The organism is Sphingobium sp. (assembly GCF_032153725.1).
GTDB lineage: Bacteria > Pseudomonadota > Alphaproteobacteria > Sphingomonadales > Sphingomonadaceae > Sphingobium.
In genome coordinates, this window is the sequence record NZ_JALDYQ010000003.1 from 148,081 (window position 1) to 165,446 (window position 17,366).

Genomic DNA, 17,366 nt, shown 5'->3' on the forward strand with positions numbered 1-17,366 from the left:
AATATGTTTGGGGTTGCCAGCCCCTACAATGTGAATTAGGCATACACAATACACAACTGTATCGTCAGAGGGCGCGAAGTGTCTATCCAGCATTATTCAGGATGGAATGTCATTCGATCGGGCTTTGGCGGCCCTGAACGATGGCGTCCTGCCTGGCGCAATCCAGAGCCGAAGTCCCGTTATGATGTCGTGATTATCGGCGGCGGCGGTCATGGACTGGCCACTGCCTATTATCTTTCAAGGACTTACGGAATTAAAAATATTGCCGTTCTTGAAAAAGGATGGATTGGCGGCGGCAATACGGGGAGGAATACGACCGTCATTCGTTCCAATTATTATTATCGCGAAAGCGCTGATTTATATGATTTCTCGATAAAACTATATGAAGGCCTGTCGAAAGAGCTGAACTATAATGTGATGTTCAGCCAGCGGGGCATGATCGCGCTTGCGCACAGCAAGCATGATCTGGATTCCATGCAGCGCTGGGTCGGGGCGATGGGCCTGAACGGCGTCGACACGGAAATCATCGGGCGGGAAGAGATTGCCCGGCGGGTCCCCATTCTGGATATGTCGGCGCATGCACGCTATCCCGTTCTGGGCGGTTTCATGCAGAAGCGCGCTGGCACGGCGCGGCATGACGCCGTCGCCTGGGGTTATGCCCGCGCGGCCGATTCCCTGGGCGTCGACATCATCCAGCAATGCGAGGTCACCGGTTTCCGCCGCGACGCCGATGGCAGCATCTCCGGGGTGGAAACCAGTCGCGGCTTCATCGGCAGCCGGAAGGTCGCGCTCGCGGTCGCGGGGCATTCGACCGAACTGGCCAACAAGGCCGGGTTCAGGCTGCCGGTGACGAGCTATGCGCTACAGGCCTTCGTCACCGAACCGCTGAAGCCTGTGCTGGACACCGTCGTCCTCTCCCTGGCGACGGGAGTTTATCTCAGCCAGTCGGACAAGGGCGGGCTGGTGATCGGCGGTTCGCTGGACCTCTACCCTTCCTATGCCCAGCGCGGAAACATCCCGACCGTCCGCTCGGTTCTGGGTGCCGTGGCGGAACAATATCCCTCGCTCGGGCGGGTGCGCTTCCTGCGCCAATGGGCCGGCATCGTCGATATCGTAACCGATTCCAGCCCGATCCTGGGGGCGACGCCCGTGCCCGGACTGCTCATCAATTGCGGCTGGGGCACCGGCGGTTTCAAGGCGATTCCGGCCGGCGGCACGTTGCTCGCCCACCATATCGCCACGGGCGAACCCCATCCCCTCGCCCGCCCCTTCTCGCTTGAACGCTTCTCGACCGGCGCATTGATCGATGAAGCCGCCGGTTCCGGCATCGCTCACTGAGGACAAGACCATGCTGCTGATATCCTGCCCCTGGTGCGGGCCGCGAGAGGAGCTTGAATTCCGCTGCGGCGGCGAAAGCCACATCCAGCGCCCGGGGCCCTGCGAAAGCGTGTCCGACGAGCGTTGGAGCGATTATCTGTTCACGCGCAAGAACCCCAAGGGGCTGCATTATGAACGCTGGCTCCACGCATTTGGCTGCCGCCGCTGGTTCAATGTCGCCCGCCACACGGCGACGCATCGCATAGAAGCGGTCTACGCAATGCATGAGCCGGCACCCATCCATCTCGAACAGGGGAATGTGCTGTGAGCCATGCCCCTTGCAGACTGGCCACCGGCGGCCGGATCGACCGGAAGAAGCCCATCACCTTCAGCTGGGAGGGCAAGACCTATTCAGGCTATGAGGGCGACACGCTGGCCTCCGCCCTGATCGCCAACGGCATCAGGCTCGTGGGGCGCTCATTCAAATATCATCGGCCGCGCGGCATCCTTGCCGCCGGGGTGGAGGAAAGCAACGCGCTGGTTCAACTTGGCGCCGGTGGACGCGACACGCCGAACATGCGCGCTACGGAGGTGAGGCTATATGACGGCCTGACAGCGAAGCCGGTCAATTGCTGGCCCAGCGCCCGTTTCGACGTCAGCAGCGTCAACAATCTGGTGTCCCGGTTCCTGCCGGCCGGCTTTTACTACAAGACGTTCATGTGGCCCGACTGGCATCTCTATGAAGGGATCATCCGGCGCGCGGCAGGCCTTGGCCGCGTCTCCAGCCACGCCGACCCCGACCGCTATGAAAGCCGGTTCGCCCATTGCGACGTCGCCGTGATCGGCGCGGGTGTCGCGGGTCTGGCTGCGGCGCGCGAAGCCGCGCGCAGCGGCGCCCGCGTCCTGCTCATCGAGCAGGATCAGGCGGTCGGCGGCAACCTTCTCTACGACCGGCGGATCATCGACGGGCTGGAAGGCGGCTTCTGGGCGGAAAAGGCCGCCCGGGAAATCGCCGACTGCCCCGATGCCGATATCCTCCTCAATACGGTTGCGGTCGGCTATCATGACCACAACAGCCTGACCCTTGTCGAGCAGGTCGGAAATGAGGCGGAATGCGCGCGCGATCCACGCATGCCGCGCTATCGCACATGGCTGGTCCGGGCGAAGAAGGTGATATTGGCGACCGGCGCGATCGAGCGGCCGCTGGTCTTTCCGGGCAATGACCGGCCGGGCGTCATGCTGGCCGGGGCGGTGCGCCACTATGCCTGGCGGTACGCGGCGCTGCCGGGCGAGAAGACCGTTCTGTTCACCAACAATGACGACGCGTACCGGACGGCCCTGACCCTGCACGATCTCGGCGCCACGGTGGTCGCGGTCGTCGATCTTCGCACGGAGGCACCCGCCGACCTCGCCGGGGAACTGGACTCACGTTCCATTCCCCTGCTGCCGGGCAGCGCGATCATCCAGACCAGAGGATCGAAATCCCTGAAGGCCGTGCAGGTGCGCACCGGCCAGAAGTCCCGCTGGATATCCTGCGACACGCTGGCGATGTCGGGGGGCTATAATCCTACGGTCCATCTCTTCAGCCAGTCGGGCGGGCAACTGCGTTTCGACGACCGGATCGCAAGCTATGTCCCCGATCGCTCCGTGCAGGATGAAATCTCGGTCGGTGCGGCGCGCGGCGCCTTCTCGACCGGCGAGTGCCTGGCGCAGGGATTCGAGGCGGGTGGCGCAAGCAGCGAAGCGATCGGCTTTCCGCGCGCGGCCGGCACCGCTCCGCAATCCGTCGACCGCGCGGAAAGTCCCATCCTCGCCTGCTGGCATATCGCGGGCGCGGGCGGCAAGGCCTTCGTCGATTTCCAGAATGACGTCAGCACCAGCGACATCGCCCTTTCCGCGCATGAAAGCTTTCGGTCGGTCGAGCATCTGAAGCGCTATACGACCCTTGGCATGGCGTCCGACCAGGGCAAGACGTCCAATGTCAACGCGCTGGCCATCATGGCCTCGCTCACCGGCCGCAGCGTCGGGGAAAGCGGCCATACGCGCTATCGCTTCCCCTATACGCCAATCGCGCTCGGCACGCTCGCGGGCCGGTATCGCGGCGAGATTTTCAGGCCATTGCGGCGCCTGCCGGCCCATGGCTGGCATGAAGAGGCCGGTGCGCTGTTCGAGGATTTCGGTGGATGGGCGCGTCCCGCCTGCTATCCCCGCGCGGGAGAGGCGCGCCACGACGCCGAACGACGCGAAGCGCTTGCCGTCCGCAATGGCGTGGGCCTGTTCGATGGCTCCCCCCTCGGCAAGATCGAGGTGAAGGGGCCGGACGCGGCCCGCTTTCTCGACCTCATCTATGCCAACACCATGTCGACGTTGAAGGTTGGCAAAGTCCGCTATGGGCTGATGCTGAACGAGCAGGGCGTCATCATCGACGATGGTGTCGCGACGCGCCTGGCGGACGACCATTTCCTCGTCGGCACGTCGAGCGGCGGCGCGGATCGCATCGCCGCCTGGATGGAGGAGTGGCTCCAGTGCGAATGGCTTGATTTCGACGTCATCGTTGCGCCCGTGACCACCGCATGGGGCGTGATCACGGTCACCGGCCCGCAGGCCAGGGCGCTTCTGGCGAAGACCGGCACGGACATCGACCTGAGCGCCCTCACTCACATGGGCTTTGCCATCGGACGGGTCGCGGACATCGAGGCACGCGTGTTCCGGGTCAGCTACACTGGCGAAGCCTCGTTCGAGATCAACGTCGCCGCCCGCGCGACGGAGGCGTTGTGGCGCATTCTGATGAACCAGGGAGAGGAATTCGGCGTCGCGCCCGTCGGCATCGACGCATGGGATCTGCTCCGCACGGAAAAAGGCTATCTGCACATCGGCGCCGACACGGACGGAACGACCACCGCCCTTGATGTGGGATGGGCGCACATCATGAAGAAGAAGAATGAGTTTGTCGGAAAACGCTCGCTCATGCGGCCCCAAGACCAGCGAACCGACCGCCCGAATTTCGTGGGGCTGGCCGCGGAAGATGGACGGACCCGCCTGCCAATCGGGGCCCATATCGTCGCGGAAGATGCCAGCGGCACGCTCCGCAGCGAAGGCTATGTGACCTCGTCGGTTTTCAGCCCGACACTCGAAACCCCCGTCGCGCTCGGCATGTTGCGCGGCGGCCGCGAACGGCTTGGCGAAAAGGTGCGGCTGCGTTCGGGCGACGCCATGTTCCACGCGGTCGTGGTCGACGCGACATTCTACGACAAGGAAGGAGCAAGGCTCAATGCCTGACGCCATTTGGTCCGGGCGTGCCGATGGGGTGGATGTTGCCCGCCTGCCCGCCCAGCCCCTGCATGTCCTGCGACTGCGCGCGCCCACGCCGGAGGCGATCGCCCATGTGGCCGCGCTGCTCGGCACGCCGCTGCCGACGACGCCGAACAGCGTGCGGCAGGGGCAGGCCCGCGCCCTCTGGCTCGCGCCGGGCGAATGGCTCGTCGTCGGATCGCAGGCAAGCGGCGCAGATGTGACATCGGCCGCAGAGACGCGCGCCGCACACTGGGCGGATATAAGCGACGGCCGAGCCGTCTACGAAATTTCCGGCCCGCGCGCCCGAGATCTTCTGGCCAAGGGATCGACGATCGATTTCCACCCGCGCGCCTTCGCCCGCGATGCCTGCGCCCAGTCCGCCTTCGCCCAGCTATTCTCGATCGTCGAGCGGACGGGCAAGGACAGTTTTCGCCTCTATGTCGACGTCAGCCTCGCCCATCATATGGAGCTGTGGCTTGGCGACGCGCTGGAAGAATTCCAGATAAGGAACCCTGACTGATGAAACCCCAATTTGTCCTGACCATATGCTGCCCGGACGTTCGCGGCGTCGTGGCGGCCACCACCACTTTCCTGGCGGAGGCGCGCTGTTCGATCGTCGAAGCGCATCAGCATCAGGATGGCGGCACCTTCTTCATGCGCCTCGCCTTCGATGGCGATGGCGGCGACGACGTCACTGCGACGGGCCTGAGCGAACGGTTCAGGGCGACGGCCGAGCGATTTGAAATGGACGCGAGCTTCGTCGACCGGTCCGTCAAGCCGCGGGTGCTGCTCATGGTATCGAAATTCGGCCATTGCCTGTTCGACCTGCTCAACCGCTGGCGCAACGGCCAGCTGGACGTCGAAGTGGTGGGCGTGGTGTCGAACCATGATGCCATGCGTTCCTTCGTCGAATGGAACGGGCTTCCTTATCATCATTTCCCGGTCACCAGCGACAGCAAGGCCGAACAGGAACAGAAGATCATCGATCTGGTCGATGAAGCCGGCGTCGATCTGGTCGTGCTGGCCCGCTACATGCAAATCCTCTCGCCGCGCCTGTGCGAGGCGCTGTCGGGCCGCTGCATCAACATCCACCACAGCTTCCTGCCCAGCTTCAAGGGCGCCAAGCCTTATCATCAGGCGCATGCCCGCGGCGTGAAAGTCATCGGCGCAACCGCCCATTATGTGACCACCGACCTCGACGAGGGACCGATCATCGAACAGGATACGCGCCGGGTCAGCCATGCGCGCAGCGCCGACGATCTGGTCATCATCGGTCAGGAGGTCGAATGTTCGGTCCTGGGCCGCGCCGTGAGTTGGCATATCGACCAAAGGGTGCTGATGAACGGTCATCAGACGATCGTCTTCGAATAAGATGGGCGTCCCATGCTGAAAGCTTCGACCATGATGAAAGGCCGGGAGTGATGAACGCAAAGGCGGAAGCAGAGGGCGGCATCGTCCCTGTCGTGGGGCATGTTTCCGGGGAACGCCCGCCCATCGGGACGGTTCTTGCCGCCTGCGTCGGCGCGGGCATCGCCCATCTCGGGACCTCCACCATGCCATTCCAGGTCGGTGCGCTGATGGATGGCCTTGGCCTCAGCGCAAGCGCAGCAGGCATGTTCGGCTTTTTCGAGGTTGGCGCGCTTGCCATATCGATGCTTCTCATCTCACCCTTCATCAGCCGCCTTAATCCGGCGCTGATCGCTTTCGGCGGCGGCGGCATCGGGACTATCGCCCATCTCCTGCTTTATCATGCCCCCGGCACCCTGCCGATCCTGTGCCTGATCGCCGCATTGGCGGGCGCAGGCTATGGATTGGTGTTCGCCGCGATGGTTTCGGGCGTGGCCGCCTGCCGAAACGCCGACCGCATCTATGCCATCGCCAATGGCGGCGCGCTGGTCGTGATCGTCGCCCTGATGGCCGCCCTGCCCGCTGCCTCCGCGCGCTTCGGCCCGATGGGACCGTTCATCGGCATCGCCATCGTCATCCTGATCACCGCACCCGCCTATCTGGGCTTCAGCAACTGCCCCCGCAGCAAACAGGACCCATCGGCGCTACCATTCCAAAAGGTCGGCGTGGTGCCCCTGCTGGCGATATGGGCAGCCTTCTCACTGGGGACCGGCGCTGTATGGAGCTTTGCCGAACGCATCGGCAACCACCTGCAACTCGCGCCCGAAACAGTGGGCGTGATATTGTCCGCCAGCACCTTGTGCGGCATGGCAGGAACCATGGTGGGGGCCGCCCTTTCGGGGAAGATTGGCCGGCTGACTGCCCTGCTGATCGGGCTGACGGCAACCGCAGCGGGCTGCCTGCTGCTCGGGTTCGCGTTCAACGCGGTCAGCTATGCCCTGGGCGTGCTTTGCTACTGGGTCTTTTACATGTTCCTCTATTCCTATCTGCTCGGATCGGCGGCGGCGATCGATCCAAGCGGCCGGATCGGAACGGCAGGCGGCGGCTGCGAGCGCCTGGGTTTCGCCCTGGGCGCGCCGCTTGGCGGCATCCTTGTTGACCATCTGTCGTATCAGGCGGTGGGCATGCTGGGTGCGATCGGATGCCTGGGCCTGCTGCCCATCTGCATCGCGCCCCTGCGCAGGGCCTTCGCGCAGGACACGCATCCAGTGCCATGAGCTGGAGCATGATCCGACCGGGTTGAGTCGGATCATGCTCTATTATCTTTTGTTTTCCGCAACGCCTCGAACTCCAGCGGATTGCGGCGACAATCCCTGGGCAGACACTCCATCTGCGCCGGAAGGCCACCGTGAAGCTGTTCTGATATTCATAGCCCAGCTCAGCGGACACCTGCGCGATGGGCCGGTCGCATTTCCTAACAGGTCCTTGGCCGCAATCATGTTCGGTTCGGGCGGCATGGGATCGAAACGCGCGACGTCCATAGATGGTCGCGCTAGCTGCCCGCGCCGCCTTGGCATCAATCGTCAAACTAGACGCACCGCAGCCATGGGCCAGCGTATGAAGGACAAGATTTTCATGCGATCAGCCTTCACCGATCGCGGGCCGGTCCGGGCACATGAATTGTATCCGTTGTCCAGGGACGGTCTTCAGCTTATACCTCTTGCCAATGGGCCGCTTTACGGAGAATTAGGGTCTGGAATGACTGACAAAATCCAGGAAGCAGCCCGGCCCAAGCGGTCATGGAAGCGAACGCCGCCGCCCGAACAGACCCCGTCAACTCAGGACTGGATCGATATCGCCCGGCAGATGCTCATCGACGAGGGCATCTGGGCAGTGAAGATCGATCGGCTCGCAAAGGCCGCCGGAGTGACGCGAGGCGGCTTTTACTGGCGCTTCAAAAGCCGCGACGAACTGCTCGATGCACTGATCGAGGATTGGCGCGAGCATAACACGACGCCGATGCTGCGCGTTCTTCAAAACGATGGGACGCCAAGCGACCGGCTGCGCGCGCTGGCCAATCTCTATATAGAAGGCCATGACTTCAGCGAGGCGTATGACAGCGCCGTACGCGCGTGGAGTACGTTATCGCCCGCTGTCGCGGACATTGTGCGATCCATCGACGAGGTTCGTCTCAAGGCGTTGCAACAGCTCTTCAGCGACGCGGGATTTGGTGAGGACGAAGCCATGATCCGCGCGCGCATCACCTATTTCCATCAGGTAGGTTATTATGCGATCAAGCTGCGGGAAAGCACGCAGGAGCGCAGCCACCTTGTGGAAGGCTATGTCAGGGTCTTGCTGGGCGATCGCTGAGGCCCGGCGAGTGCGCCGCCTTGACATCCATGTCATGTTGCAGCCTTAACGCCCCGGCCGCGTAGGGAGGCGCCGTCGCGCCTACCCGACATCAACGGCCAGAAAGACGTTTGCAACGCTCCACGGTCGCATGGGAACGGTTTTCGATCTGACTGCATCGGATCGCCGCTCTCATTCCCTTGCTCGACGCGATGCTCAGTCGGCGACCGATTCCGTTTGCCTGAAATCGCTCCAGGCCATTCTCTTAAAAAATCGGTCCGATTGCTCCAATCGCCCCCGCGAACGGGTGTTGCGTGTCCGGACAAGAGCAACGCCGCCGATCCGTTGGCCGATGACCGGCTCTCCCGTCCGTCCGGCGTCGGGAGCGGGGGCGGGACCGTGTTGCGAAGAATACATAAACGTATTGACAGGGGATACATAACTGTATTGTTTCGGCCCGACGGGGATCGGAATCTCGATCCGATCACGCAGCATATTCCGCGCGCGTGATTGGATCGCGACGTGGATTTTCACAGAACGCGACGCCATCTGCGGAACAGCCCGCATTTGGATAGGAACGCGCGATAATCACTCATTTAAGGGGAAATATAATGCGTCGTTTATCAATGCTCTCCTATTGTGCATCAACGCTTGCGTTCGCCTCGTCCATCGCTTTCGCTCAGGACGCACCCCAGAGCGCTGAAAACGACCTGAACGACAATAATGAGATTCTGGTTACAGCCAGTCGCCGCGGCGCCCTGGCGGCGCAGGATGTGCCGATCGCCATCACGCCGATCAGTCCGAACGACCTCAACAAACGCGGCCTTGGCAGCCTCCAGGACTTTTCCCGATCCGTTCCGGCATTGAACATCGTCCAGCAGACGCCGGGCGTGAACAAGATTGATATGCGGGGCCTCACCACCGGAACCACCTCCACAAGCAACATCCAGGACCGCCCGCTCGTGGCTGTCTATCTCGATGACGTACCAATGTCCCTGCAAGGCTATAGCCCGGATATTCGCGTGTTCGACCTTGAGCGCATCGAGGTCATCCGTGGTCCGCAGGGAACGCTTTACGGATCTGGCTCAATGGCGGGTACGATCCGCTATATCACCGCCAAGCCGCGGACCGACGGGATAATCGGATCGGTCGAAGGCAATACATCCTTCACGGAAAATGGCGGCCTCAACTACAGCCTGCGGGGAATCCTCAATCTCCCGGTCAGCGACACGATCGCTATCCGGCTTGGCGGCTATCAGGGACGCAATGACGGTTTCATCGACAATGTTGGCCTGGGCAAGAAAAACGTCAACAGCGATGAAAGCACCCAGTTTCGCGGTGCCATCCGCTGGACACCAAATGATGCACTGACCATAGACGGCAGCATCACTTATGCCAGGCTGGACGTTGGCGGATACAACACCACATACAGGGAGCTTGGAAAATATAAATTCTCTTCCATCATCCCCGAGCATTTCAAAGACGATCTGCTGATTTACAACGCCACGCTCGAATATGACCTTGGTGGCGCCTCTATCATATCGTCGTCCTCCTATCTTGACCGTTCGATCAACCAGAAAGTGACGTTCGAACATACCGGCCCGCAATTCGGTTTGCCAGGCAAGATTCCGGCGGCCGGCGACATAACACATGAACTGAAAGACTTTTCTCAGGAAGTGCGGCTATTTTCGACGGGAGATCGCACCTTCAACTGGACGATGGGGGCCTATTATCAGCGCGGGAAGCGGGGCTACACCCAGGACAATCCCAGCCCCGGTTTCGACGCAGCGATGAGCGCCGTCCGGGGCACCAGCTTCAGCTCGCTCAGCTATGGCGCGTTCAAGGCTGATACGCTGTTTTCCGGCACGCAGGACGTTGTGGAGCGACAGGTCGCCCTGTTCGGCGAAGGGACGCTGAAATTCGGTCCGGCTGAGCTGACCGGCGGGCTGCGCTATTTCAACTGGAGGCAGACATTCGACCTCTATTTCGGCGGAATCGCCGGTGCGCTGGGCGTCGGACGCCCGATCGTGGTCAACAACGGCAAGGCAAAGGTCGACGGCTTCAATCCCAGGTTCGTCGCGTCGGTCAAGCCGAGCAATGACATGATGGTCTATGTCGAAGCCGCACGCGGCTTTCGCTATGGCGGCGTCAATCAGCCCGTTGCGACGACCATCTGCGCCGCCGATCTCGCCGCCGCCGGGCGGACAGAGGCGCCCTTGACCTTCGGGCCCGACAATTTGTGGAGCTACACTGTCGGTTCGAAAAATGAATTTCTCGACCGGCGCGTCAGCGTCAATGTGGCGGGCTTCTATGTCGACTGGAAGGATGTGCAGAGTACGCGCAATCTGGCCTGCCGCTACCGGTACACGGAAAATGCCGGCAAGGTGCGCAGCATGGGCCTGGAGCTGGAAAGCCGCTTCCGTCTGACGGACGCGTTCACCCTGTCGGTCAATGGATCTGTCGTCAAGGCGGAGGCGAACGGTCCGCTGGGAAATATCGGCGCCCTTGATGGCAATCGGGTTCCGTTTTTCCCCAAATACACGCTTGCCGTCTCGGGCGAATATGTCGTTGCCGTGGCCGATGGCGATCTTGCGATCTCAGCCGATTTCCAGGCACGCGGGAACAGCTATACCGAGTTTAATCCTGCGAACCCACGTCGTCGGGAGATTCCGGCGTCGCAGATCGTCAACGCTGCAATCAATTACACCAAGAATGATTGGGAACTGGGCCTGTTCGTCCAGAATCTGACGAGCGACAAAGCCGTCAGCCTGGTTACGGTGCAGGCTGCGACCCAGCCCGGCGACCGTTATTATGTCGGCAGGCCGCGGACAATCGGCGTGCGGCTCAAACGGTCCTTCTAACCGGCAGGGCAAGGGATGGCCGCAGGGGGAAACCGCCCACTGCGGCACCATCTGTGAAGCGCCAGGATGTCACATCGCCCGGACTTAGACCTTGCGATTGATGAAAGTCAGGAACACTTTGAGCAGCTGCGTTGGATGCGTGTTTTCTATGCCATGGGCAACGGTGAGCGGCGTATGGATATGATCGCCCTCGCGTACCGGCACGATCTGTCCGTCTATCTCCATCTGGCCCGACCCGGAGATGATAAAATAATATTCGTCGAACGCGCCCTCTCCATTGTGGTCATCCAGGAAATGAACGTGAACACCTTCACTGGCTCCGGGGGGCAGAGTGTAGGTGATGAAGCGGGCTGGTTCCGGCGCATTGCCAAACGGGTAACGACGGATTTCCACCGATGCTTTGCCCCCGTGCATTTCCTTGACGACGCTCCGCCCGGTCGCTTCCGATTCCACCGCGTAGGTGGCCGGCGATGCCATCATGCTGGTAGAGGCATCCGCTTCTTCAAGGCTCCGCATCGCAAAACATGCCGCCGCGCCACCTGCCATTATCTGCCGTCGGGACAGTTGCCCGCCGCTTCGTGCGGAAAATTCATCGCCCATAGCATCTGCAATCCTGAAAGTTGGAATTCGCCAAATATCCCGACACCAAAGATTGTTGTCAATACAGAAATTCAGTTCTCGAAGAATGAATCACATATAAGCGCAACAAGATAAAACAAATATATGTTTTTATTAATAATCAGTTTGGAGACATAGTATGATTAGTAATAAAACTACTTTGATTTTGATCTCCGCAATAGCCCTGTTTTCGGATGTATCCGAAGCCAAGCCTGTTGGCATTCGACCCAATCCCCCTGTAAGCAGCAATATTTCCGACAATCCCCTCGATCTGCTCAAGGTGCGCGATATTGCGACGATCGAGCAGGGCGTACCGGTGATGATGCGCGACGGGACCCGGTTATTGGCAACGATAGTGCGTCCAAAAAGCGCGGCGGGAACGCAGAAGCTGCCGACGATCCTGGTGCAAACGCCCTATCTGATTGCAAAGGAAGTCCGCGGCCAAGCACTCATCCTGGGGCGCCTGGTGCGCAGCGGCTACGCGCTGGTGGTCATCAACGATCGTGGAACGCATTGGTCCGAGGGCGAATATCACTGGATGAAGAATGTCCGTGCCGACGGCGCGGACTCGATCAAATGGATTACCCGGCAACCCTGGTCAGATGGGGGCGTCGGCACATTTGGCTGTTCCTCAAGCGGCGAAGTCGCGCTGCCTCTTGCCACCGAGCAGGTGCCCGGGTTGAAGGCAACGGTCGCAATGGCGGCTGCGACAGCATATGGTGTCATCCCCGGATTCGAGGACCAGGGTGTTTTCTACACCGGGGGCGTGCCCGTCCTGTCATGGGCCATGTGGTATCGAAAGCATGGCCAGATCAACCATCCCAAGCTCCCGCCGGACATATCGCAGCAGGAGCGCGAGGCCTTGATCAGCACCTTTCCTTCGCTCGCTGTTTCGTCCGGCCCTCCCGACCTGGACTGGACGAACCATCTTCCGAGCCAGGACATGATGTCAGCCGCGGGCGCCCCGCTCACCGAATTCGACAGGTTGATCCGGATGAAGCCCAACGATCCTGCCTGGAAGGACTATGACTTCATCAATGCCGGCGACAGGATGAAGTCGCCGGTCCTGCACGTCAGCAGTTGGTACGACGCGGTGGAAAGCCTCGCCACGATCAAGGGCTACGAATATGTGAGCGCAAATTCGCCTGATCAGTATCTTGTCATGGGTGGCACCTCTCATTGCGACATCGGCACGGAAACGGCCGAGACGATGGTGGGCCAGCGACCGATAGGCGACGCACGTTTCGACATAGCCACGACCGTCGTGAAATGGTTCGATCACTGGATGAAGAAGGATGGCAAGGGCGGATTGGACATGCCAAAAGTCCAATATTATCCGTTGGAAAGCAGCAACTGGACGAAAGATGTGGCATGGCCGCCCCGATCGAGCCCTACCCGCTTCTACCTTGACAGCCGCCGTGGCGCCAACGGACTGGGCGGCGACGGACGCCTGATGCTTTCACCACCGCAAAGCGGCAGGGACAGGTTCAAGAGCGATCCGCTAAATCCGGTTCCCTCCCTGGGAGGAGGCTGCTGTGACGACAATGTTGGCCGCGACCAGCGCGAAATCGAGAAACGAGACGATGTCCTTGTCTATACGACCGAACCGTTCGATCGCACGGTCAAGATCGCAGGCGATGCCAGTGTCACGCTCTACCTGTCGAGTTCTGTGTGGGACACGGACCTGGCAATCAAACTCGTCGATGTCTATCCCGATGGTCGGGCGTTCAACATCCTGGATACGATGAAGCGGCTGCGATACCGCAACGGCATCGATCGGGAAGAAATGCTGGTGCCCGGCAAGCTGTACAAGATCGAGATCAACAGCATGACCCTGGCTTCGCATTTCGCGCCAGGTCATCGTATTCGGCTGGAAATCGCAGGCAGCAACTTCCCCCTGTACGAACGCAACCTCCATAGCGGGGGCAATAATCATGACGAAACGAAAGCCATGGTGGCGCACAACATTGTTTATCATGATGCGGCGCACCCCTCCGCGCTGACATTGCCTGTCATCGATTGAACCGATGTGAGGGCGCGCGCACCCCCGCAAACGCCCCTCAGCAGCGCCTTGTTTGACGATGATGAAGGCCATTTGCACGCCTCGCTCATGACAATACATAAATGTATTGACGTCCACGCCCCAACGATACATTTATGTATTGGACTAAAAGAGTCGAGGCGGGAGGGCAATAATATGGGTGGTCTTTTAGGATCGATCGGTAGCGCGGCATTCATCGCGGCGCTGGCAATCGCGTCGCAGAGCAGGGCGCAGGAAGCGGCGAACGGCGCGTCGATTGCGCAAAGTGCTCAAGATGCTTCGAGTGACCCGCAAAGTGAAATTATCGTCACCGCGACCCGCGGGAATGCTGCCAGCATTCAGGATGTCCCCATTGCCGTTTCGGCTCTTAACCCCGACTTTTTGTCGACCAGAGGTCAAGGGGGGCTGCAGGATATTTCGCGAACGCTGCCTTCCATCAACGTGCAGGAAACAGCTCCGGGCCTGAACCGGATCGATATGCGAGGCCTGACCACCGGCACCACCGCAACCAGCAATATTCAGGATCGTCCGCTGGTCGCCGTCTATCTCGACGATATACCTATCTCGGTTCAGAATTCCAATCCAGACCTCAGGGTCTTCGATCTTGAACGGGTCGAAGTGATACGTGGGCCGCAGGGTACGCTATATGGAGCCGGCTCCATGTCCGGGACGATCCGGTATATCACGAAAAAGCCGACCACGGATGAGGTTTCCGGATCGGTCGAGGGGGTTGGGTCGATTACCCGGAGCGGTGGAGAAAATTACAGCGTCCGAGCGATCGCGAACCTGCCCGTCAGTGAAACGATCGCCATTCGGCTAGGGGCCTATCAAGGGCACAATTCAGGCTTCATCGACAATCTCGCGCTGGATAGGAAGGACGTCAACGACGACCGCACGACGCAGTTGCGGGCTGCGGTGCGCTGGCAGCCGACAGATGCTCTGACGATCGATGGCAGCGTGACCTTTGCCGAGCAGACGGCTGATGGCTTCAATCGCGGCTATCCGGCGCTGGGCCGTTACGTTTACAGTCAGCTATCGTCGGATCGCTATTACGACAATCTCAAAATATATAATCTTTCAGGGGAGTATGATTTTGGTCCTGTCAAGCTGGTATCATCATCATCCTATCTCGACAGAAAGAATGAGCAGGTAACGAGCACAGACGATGTTGGCGGACTTTTCGGTCTTGGCAATATCCCGGCAAAGGCCATAGTGCAAAATAGGTTCAAGGACTTCACACAAGAAACTCGACTTGTTTCAGACAATGCCGGCGTCTTCACCTGGACATTGGGTGCCTTTTACCAGAAGGCGAAGCGCAAATATCTGCAGAATTATCCATCACCGGGATTCGACGCGGCCTTCAGCGGGGTGATTGGCGCACCCTTCAGCTCGCTGGACTATCTGGCCTTCAGCACGGACAACATCTTTTCCGGCCTGCAGGACATTGATGAGCGTCAGGTGGCTGCCTTTGGCGAAGGCACGCTGCATCTGGGCCCTGTCGATCTGACCGGCGGCCTGCGATATTTCAACCACAAGCAGAGCTTTTCCCTTCTATTCGCCGGGATCGCCGGTGCACAGGGCGTTGGCCAGCCGCTGACTTTCGATGGCGTTGCCAAAGCCAACGGCTTTAATCCTCGCGGGGTGTTGTCGCTGAAGGCATCGGACGATCTTCTGATCTATGCCGAGGCCGCGCGCGGCTTTCGTTACGGCGGTGTCAATCAGCCGGTGCCTGTCTCCCTGTGCGGTAGTGCCTTGGCGCAGGTGGGCCGTACCGAGGCGCCCGGCGAATTCGGTCCTGACAAGCTTTGGAGCTATGCGATCGGCGAAAAAGCGACACTCCTCGACAAGCGCATGACCTTCAATGTCGCCGCCTTCTACGTCGACTGGAAGGACGTGCAGACAACCCGCAATCTCAGCTGTGGCTATCGTTTCACGGAGAATGAGGGCCGAGTGCGCAGCGTCGGTGTAGAGGTTGAAAGCCGGGTCCGTGTCAGCAGCGCGCTGACCTTCTACGCGAACGGTTCTATCACCAGAGCGGAGGCAAATGGGGATATCCCCACTATCGGGGCCCAGGATGGCGACCGTGTACCCTATTTCCCGTCATACACCGCTGCGGCAGGCGTGGAGTTGGCGCTGCCGGTGGAAACGGGAGAATTTCTGGTGACCGCGGATTTCCAGGCGCGGGGCAGCAGCCACACCGAATTCAGCCCGCTTTCACCCGCGCGGCGCCGGATACCGGCATCCGAGATCGTGAACCTTGCTGCCAAATATACGCTGAGCAGTTGGGAGTTTGGTGTGTTCGGAACCAACATCTTCAACAGCCAGAACATATCCTTCGTCATGGCGGGCGACGCGCTTATACAGGATGAGTCGGTCCTATATGGCCGGCCACGCACGCTGGGCGTTCGGGTCAAAAGGTCTTTCTGATGAATGAACCGCTGTCCGCCATTGCCTGGACAGCGGCCAGTAATTGCTTTGCGCCGGATCAGACCGGGCTGCGGCAGGAATATGGGAGTGAGCTTTGATGAGTGGGCACCTCTTGGGAAAATCGCTTTGCAACAAGACCATACATTCATGTCACGAACATAATCACTGGGACAATGCGTGCCCGCCTGCCGCGATTATCTCCCCCGGCGAAACCGTGGAGTTCTACCAACTGGACGCCTCGTCCGGACAGATTACCCGCGATACGAAGCCAGATGATCTGCTGAATCTGGATTTCAGTCTGATGAATCCGATCGCAGGCCCGATCTATGTCGATGGCGCAGAACCGGGCGATGCGTTGAAGGTCAGCTTGCTGGATTTTGGTCCCAGCGGCTGGGGTTGGACGGGCGTAGTCCCCAATTTCGGGCTGCTTTCTGACGATTTCCTGGAACCTGCGTTGAATATCTGGTCCTACGATGTGGGCTTTGGCGCACCAGCCATGTTCGGCAAGGATGCACGCATTCCGATGAAGCCGTTTTGCGGGACCATCGGCGTCGCGCCCGCGGCACCCGGACTGCACAGCACTATCCCGCCGACAGCGACGGGCGGCAACATGGACATTCGGGATCTGGCATTGGGCGTGGATTTATATCTACCCGTGGAAGTGGCAGGCGGGCTTTTTTCGATAGGGGACCCGCATGCTGCCCAGGGCGATGGAGAGGTCTGCGGCAGCGCGATCGAGACGCCGATGGCGGTCGCGGTGAAAATCGACCTGGTCAAGCAGGCCGGGCTACGCTTCCCTCGGTTTACGACGCATGGGCCAGTGACCAATCATCTCGATGCAAAAGGATATGAAGTTACCGTCGGAATCGGCCCGGATCTGATGGAAGCCAGCCGGAACGCCGTGCGCGGCATGATAGACCTGCTCTCCAGGGAGCACCATCTCCCGGCCGAACGCGCCTATATGCTGTGCAGCGTTGCAGGGGATCTGAGAATCAGCGAAATTGTCGACATTCCAAATTGGACTGTTTCTTTTTATATGCCACGCATGATCTTCAACTAGCTGTCTGGTTGCGACACATCATTGGGATATGGTAAAGAGTGCCATCGCGGAT

12 protein-coding genes are annotated in these 17,366 nt (G+C 60.3%); 11 read left to right on the forward strand and 1 reads right to left on the reverse strand.

All coding sequences use genetic code 11. The annotated features are described in order from the left end of the window. The first annotated feature begins 84 nt into the window (after positions 1–84). The 8 genes from RUH75_RS02405 (at position 85) to RUH75_RS02440 (ending at position 11,168) form a co-directional block, all read left to right on the forward strand. Entirely contained in the window at positions 85–1,338 is a 1,254-nt protein-coding gene (locus RUH75_RS02405; protein ID WP_409592307.1) for a sarcosine oxidase subunit beta family protein, read from the forward strand. After that, positions 1,307–1,645: a sarcosine oxidase subunit delta gene (locus tag RUH75_RS02410; protein WP_313801815.1), complete on the forward strand. Its 339-nt coding sequence runs from the start codon at positions 1,307–1,309 to the stop codon at positions 1,643–1,645. The genes RUH75_RS02405 and RUH75_RS02410 overlap by 32 nt, the downstream gene beginning before the upstream one ends. Continuing rightward, on the forward strand, positions 1,642–4,596 hold the full coding sequence (locus RUH75_RS02415; protein WP_313801817.1) for a sarcosine oxidase subunit alpha family protein: 2,955 nt from the start codon (positions 1,642–1,644) through the stop codon (positions 4,594–4,596). Before RUH75_RS02410 ends, RUH75_RS02415 begins: the two co-directional genes overlap by 4 nt. Beyond that, entirely contained in the window at positions 4,589–5,131 is a 543-nt protein-coding gene (locus RUH75_RS02420; protein WP_313801819.1) for a sarcosine oxidase subunit gamma, read from the forward strand. The genes RUH75_RS02415 and RUH75_RS02420 overlap by 8 nt, the downstream gene beginning before the upstream one ends. Next, positions 5,131–5,982, forward strand: coding sequence for a formyltetrahydrofolate deformylase (purU, locus tag RUH75_RS02425; RefSeq protein ID WP_313801821.1), 852 nt, complete (start codon positions 5,131–5,133; stop codon positions 5,980–5,982). Before RUH75_RS02420 ends, purU begins: the two co-directional genes overlap by 1 nt. 50 nt (positions 5,983–6,032) lie before the next feature. Next, positions 6,033–7,235, forward strand: coding sequence for an MFS transporter (locus tag RUH75_RS02430; protein ID WP_313801823.1), 1,203 nt, complete (start codon positions 6,033–6,035; stop codon positions 7,233–7,235). Between the two features lie 34 nt (positions 7,236–7,269). Continuing rightward, positions 7,270–8,328: a TetR/AcrR family transcriptional regulator gene (locus tag RUH75_RS02435; protein WP_313801825.1), complete on the forward strand. Its 1,059-nt coding sequence runs from the start codon at positions 7,270–7,272 to the stop codon at positions 8,326–8,328. A gap of 590 nt (positions 8,329–8,918) precedes the next feature. Further along, on the forward strand, positions 8,919–11,168 hold the full coding sequence (locus RUH75_RS02440; RefSeq protein WP_313801827.1) for a TonB-dependent receptor domain-containing protein: 2,250 nt from the start codon (positions 8,919–8,921) through the stop codon (positions 11,166–11,168). Between the two features lie 84 nt (positions 11,169–11,252). Here the strand turns inward: RUH75_RS02440 and RUH75_RS02445 are convergent, their stop codons facing one another. After that, positions 11,253–11,768 (reverse strand): cupin domain-containing protein, encoded by a 516-nt coding sequence (locus RUH75_RS02445; RefSeq protein ID WP_313801829.1) that lies wholly within the window; start codon positions 11,766–11,768, stop codon positions 11,253–11,255. A 178-nt stretch (positions 11,769–11,946) separates the two neighbouring features. Between RUH75_RS02445 and RUH75_RS02450 the strand changes: the two genes are divergently transcribed. The 3 genes from RUH75_RS02450 to RUH75_RS02460 all read left to right on the forward strand — a co-directional run bounded on the left by RUH75_RS02450 (position 11,947) and on the right by RUH75_RS02460 (position 17,314). After that, positions 11,947–13,809 (forward strand): CocE/NonD family hydrolase, encoded by a 1,863-nt coding sequence (locus RUH75_RS02450; protein WP_313801831.1) that lies wholly within the window; start codon positions 11,947–11,949, stop codon positions 13,807–13,809. 174 nt (positions 13,810–13,983) lie between these two features. Beyond that, entirely contained in the window at positions 13,984–16,254 is a 2,271-nt protein-coding gene (locus RUH75_RS02455) for a TonB-dependent receptor plug domain-containing protein (protein ID WP_313801833.1), read from the forward strand. Positions 16,255–16,351: 97 nt separating this feature from the next. Then, positions 16,352–17,314 carry an acetamidase/formamidase family protein gene (locus RUH75_RS02460; RefSeq protein ID WP_313801835.1) on the forward strand — a complete coding sequence of 321 codons (963 nt, stop codon included), beginning with the start codon at positions 16,352–16,354 and terminating at the stop codon, positions 17,312–17,314. The last annotated feature ends 52 nt before the right edge of the window (positions 17,315–17,366 follow it).